This window comes from Mesorhizobium sp. M1409 (genome assembly GCF_040317535.1).
In the GTDB taxonomy this organism is placed as follows: Bacteria; Pseudomonadota; Alphaproteobacteria; order Rhizobiales; family Rhizobiaceae; genus Mesorhizobium.
Genome location: NZ_JAMYKV010000133.1, coordinates 1 through 2490, shown reverse-complemented (window position 1 = coordinate 2490; position 2490 = coordinate 1). Strand labels below are relative to the sequence as shown.

Below are 2490 nucleotides of genomic sequence, written 5' to 3'. Positions count from 1 at the left end.
GAACGACGCTCAACGCGAGCGCGACGACCGGTTCTTGATCTCTACCTCAACCGCAGGCGCCCCTCCCGCGCAGCGGGTTCGTTCTGCGGCCCCCCAAAGACTGCCGGACGGCAATGCGCCGCATCTCGGTCAGAGTCCAGCAGTGCCCTACTGCTCCAACGCGGACATCGAACGATCGGCGTGACAGGTTAGGGACACGCCAACATCGAAAGTGCTGCGAGCTTCATGCGGCCATCGGAATATGTTCACCTCGAAGGGTCCGCTCACGACTTCTGGTGCCGGCAGAGGTGCCGCCATTCCCCGCCCGTTCGTTCGAAAAACAGCCTAACCTGGCGGGCCTTCAAGAGACGGCGCAAGGGCTGAAGCCATATCAGCGCGTAGGGACCATTGCTGCTGCCGACCACTGAGAGGCGATTCGCCTGTTCGGCAGCGTAGCGAGCGATGTAGCTATCGAGAGCGGCGCGGAACTCCTCGTTGCGAGAGCACGCTCCGTCTGCCGGTTGCGTGGTCGGCTTCTCAGCTTTGACAAACGGCCGCTCATCAGTGATTGCCGACATGGTCGCTCCTCCTTATTCCGTCGAAAGAGGATGAGCGACCCGGGCCCCGATGTCTTAAAACGGACCCGAATAGTTCCGAAAAGTTCCGAAAAAGTTATAAACTGCTGCCATGGCCGGACAGCGGTTTGCTTTTGGTCCCTTTGTCCTCAGTCCCGAGGCGGGAACCCTTTTGCGCCATGGCGAGCCGGTGCCGATCGGCTATCGCGCGTTTCTTCTGCTGACAGCCCTTCTGAGCCGCCCAGGCGAAGGCTCACCAAGTCCGTTCTCATTGATGCCGCCTGGCAAGGTGCCGCCGTCGAGGAGACGAACCTCTCGGTTCAGATCGCATCGCTAAGGAAGCATCTCGGGCCGTCGCCCGAAGGTGCAGAGTGGATCACGACGATCCCACGGGTGGGGTACCGCTTCGTGGGCTCCGTCGAAAGCAATACGGATATCGAGCGCAGGAACGCGGTCGCATCTTCAATAATGGAAGCTGGAAACGGACCCTCATTGGCAGTGCTCCCCTTCGTCAATCTCAGCGACGATCGGGAACAGGAATATTTCGCAGACGGAATGGTCGAAGACATCATCGCAGGGCTCTCCAGGCTCCGCTGGCTTTCCGTCATCGCCCGGAATTCCACCTTCACATACAAGGGCAACACTCCGGATGTTCGCCAGGTCGCAGCCGACCTCGGTGTGCGCTATGTTCTGGAGGGCAGCGTGCGCAAGGCCGGCGACCGTCTCCGCGTCTCGAGCCAGTTGATCGACGCGAACACTTGCACCCACGTTTGGGCAGATCGTTACGACCGAGCGGCAACCGACATATTCGCGGTGCAAGACGAGATCACCGAGAACGTCGTGGCTTCGATCGAGCCGCAGCTATACGCAGCGGAGAACCGGCGCTTCCAAAACAAGCCGCCCGAGAGCATCGATGCCTGGGGCTATGTGATGCGTGCGATGCCTCAACTCTGGACCTGGGGGGAAAGGGAAATCGAGACGGCGCTGACCGATCTCAAACGGGCGATCGCAATTGAGCCGGGCTACGCCCGAGGTCATAGCCTGCTGGCCTGGGCATACATCACGGGCGCGCATATGGGCTGGGTACCCCACGCGGATGGCGTTGGCCTCGCCTTGGAGACGGCCCGCCGCTCGGTCGAACTTGACGGTGAGGACCCATGGGGGCACTTGGCGCTTGGCTTTGTACACATGCTATCGCGGCGATCCAGAGCCGCCGTCGATGAGCTGGAAGAGGCCGTCTGGCTAAACCCCAATTTCGCCCTGGGATATATGGTGCTCGGAGCGGCTCATGGATTTGTCGGCGCCGGGGACGAGGGACTTCAGCATCTTGCCAAGGCAATGCGGCTCAGTCCGCGCGATCCTCACCAATCGCTCTATCAGTCCGCGTGTGCGCTTTGCTACTTCGTGGCCGGACGGTACGAGGAAAGCATCATCCTCAACCGGCGCGCGGTACAGCTTCGACCGCGTTTCACATCGGCGTGGCGAACGCTCGCGGCGGCCGCTGGCAAAGCCGGCGACGCCGACACTGCTACAGCTGCACTCGCCGAAGCAAAACGGCTCCAGCCCGAGCTCTCTGCCGATTGGGTTGGAAGCACCATCCGCTCGTCCGTCCGGAGGACCGGGCAATCTACATCGAAGGACTTCGCAAAGCCGGCCTCGGATGAGGCGAAGCGTCAATCGCTGCCCATTCCGAATTAGCAGCGCTCGTTGAACGAGTGCCGCCGCCCTCTCTCTATCGCTCCTCGGGGCTTTTTCTTCCAGCCCGTCCGACTTTGTGAGATTCGGGCGGCCGCCTCATCCAGGCGAATGTCTGCTTTTCCACCTTGGCTGCGCAAAGCGGACTGCCAGCCTTCGTGAAGAGTTTCGGGCGCCGGCAGGCGTACGAAAGTCCCCGAGGAAGGAACCCGCGGGCCACAGTCGATGGCTATGGGGATTT

2 protein-coding genes and 1 pseudogene are annotated in these 2490 nt (G+C 61.5%); 2 read left to right on the top strand and 1 reads right to left on the bottom strand.

Going from position 1 to position 2490, the window contains the following annotated elements; all coding sequences use genetic code 11:
- Positions 1–263: 263 nt before the first annotated feature.
- Positions 264–557, bottom strand: coding sequence for a hypothetical protein (locus NKG99_RS35630; protein WP_352874141.1), 294 nt, complete (start codon positions 555–557; stop codon positions 264–266).
- Positions 558–587: 30 nt separating this feature from the next.
- Here NKG99_RS35630 and NKG99_RS35625 point away from each other — a divergent pair.
- Both NKG99_RS35625 and NKG99_RS35620 read left to right on the top strand, forming a co-directional pair.
- Positions 588–902: pseudogene (locus NKG99_RS35625) on the top strand (hypothetical protein); the annotation flags it as partial.
- Between the two features lie 150 nt (positions 903–1052).
- On the top strand, positions 1053–2252 hold the full coding sequence (locus tag NKG99_RS35620) for a tetratricopeptide repeat protein (protein ID WP_502911102.1): 1200 nt from the start codon (positions 1053–1055) through the stop codon (positions 2250–2252).
- Positions 2253–2490 lie beyond the last annotated feature (238 nt).

Bases quoted from the DNA above. Each gene is read 5' to 3' on its own strand.
- NKG99_RS35630 (WP_352874141.1), bottom strand. From the start codon at position 557: ATGTCGGCAATCACTGATGAGCGGCCGTTTGTCAAAGCTGAGAAGCCG.